3 protein-coding genes are annotated in these 1,165 nt (G+C 48.6%); all 3 read right to left on the minus strand.

Features of this window, described 5'->3' with window-relative positions; genetic code table 11:
* Positions 1–306: DUF4198 domain-containing protein (locus R7E00_RS24440; RefSeq protein ID WP_318124818.1), on the minus strand; the 306-nt coding region annotated here is incomplete at its 3' end.
* Positions 307–321: 15 nt separating this feature from the next.
* Positions 322–861 carry a DUF2271 domain-containing protein gene (locus R7E00_RS24445; RefSeq protein ID WP_005479631.1) on the minus strand — a complete coding sequence of 180 codons (540 nt, stop codon included), beginning with the start codon at positions 859–861 and terminating at the stop codon, positions 322–324.
* A gap of 23 nt (positions 862–884) precedes the next feature.
* A partial coding sequence (locus R7E00_RS24450; protein ID WP_318124819.1) for a PepSY-associated TM helix domain-containing protein occupies positions 885–1,165 on the minus strand: 281 nt, incomplete at its 5' end.

The following is a 1,165-nucleotide window of genomic DNA, read 5'->3' on the forward strand; positions in this document are numbered from 1 at the left end:
ATGCGTGCCCTCTTCAACAAAGAAGAAATCGAACATCGAACGACGCTTACCACGTATTACAAAGTTCGGGCGCTCAGAGCGGCCATCCGGCATGATGACAAAAGCTTGTTCGCTACCTGCTGGCTTATCGAATACAAATGTGCCATGAGAAGCAGTCACATCGAACGTGAGCCAATCACCACCTTCTTTAGAAACGGTAAAGTGCGAAGGCAAAACCCAACGAGGATGCGCTTGTGCCGTTGTCGCTGCAGCTAATCCCATTGCCATTACGCTTGCTAACGCCACTGCTTTCATTTTGGTTTTCATTGTTGTGTCCTTCTATCACTTAACTTGGTAATTGACGGTGATGACCCCCGTCTCTTGAGTTGGTTTGAGTTGGTAGCGCACCTCACTGTCCGCTAATGTCATTTTTTGGCGCAAGTAGTTGCGACCACCGTGTTCACGAACGACCTCAACATGTAAGGTATAGTCACCTTGCTCGAGGCGTTCGCCTGCGTCGTTAGTACCATCCCAAACAAATCGATACTGCCCAGCAGGGCGAGTCGCAGACGTCACAGCGTCAATCAGATCGCGATCATAACGACCCACTTTTCGCCACCAGCTGCGCATGTCTTTGAGCCACTCATCCTTACCGACCCAAAGCTGAATGGTTTTAACGGATTGACGTTGTTCATCTTCAACCCACACTGCGACGTAAGGACGGGCGTACATTGAGGTATCGATCTTCGGCAATTCAAATTCAAAGTCGATTTTGGCAGCATCAGGTAAAGGCGCAGCCAAAACTGGCCATGGTGCTAAAGCCGCTACCAACGCCGCTTTGCAAAATAGGTTTTGGCGAAGTAACTTGCCTGTGTTCAACATAAGCTTTTCTCTACAACTGGCTGTTAAGGCACAGCAACAAAATAAATGACGAGCGACAGCAAGGAGCCAAAGCTCATCCACTGTAGTGATGTTCTGAACGTCTTTTTCTTCGGCAATAACAGGCATACACCGGTCAGGACGAAAAACACCATCAGCAGCGCAGTGATGTCGATAAACCACTTCCAAACATCACCACTGTTACGACCTTTATGCAGATCATTCAGCGGTGCGATCGCACCATAATTGGTGGTTTCAATATCGGCGTCGCCAGTGGTCATATCAACGAAAACCGTGGCGTTATAAC

The sequence above is a fragment of the Vibrio sp. Vb1755 genome (assembly GCF_033338635.1).
Classification (GTDB): Bacteria; Pseudomonadota; Gammaproteobacteria; order Enterobacterales; family Vibrionaceae; genus Vibrio; species Vibrio alginolyticus.

Coding starts and splice junctions, on each gene's coding strand:
- R7E00_RS24445 (WP_005479631.1), bottom strand. CDS start 861: ATGTTGAACACAGGCAAGTTACTTCGCCAAAACCTATTTTGCAAAGCG.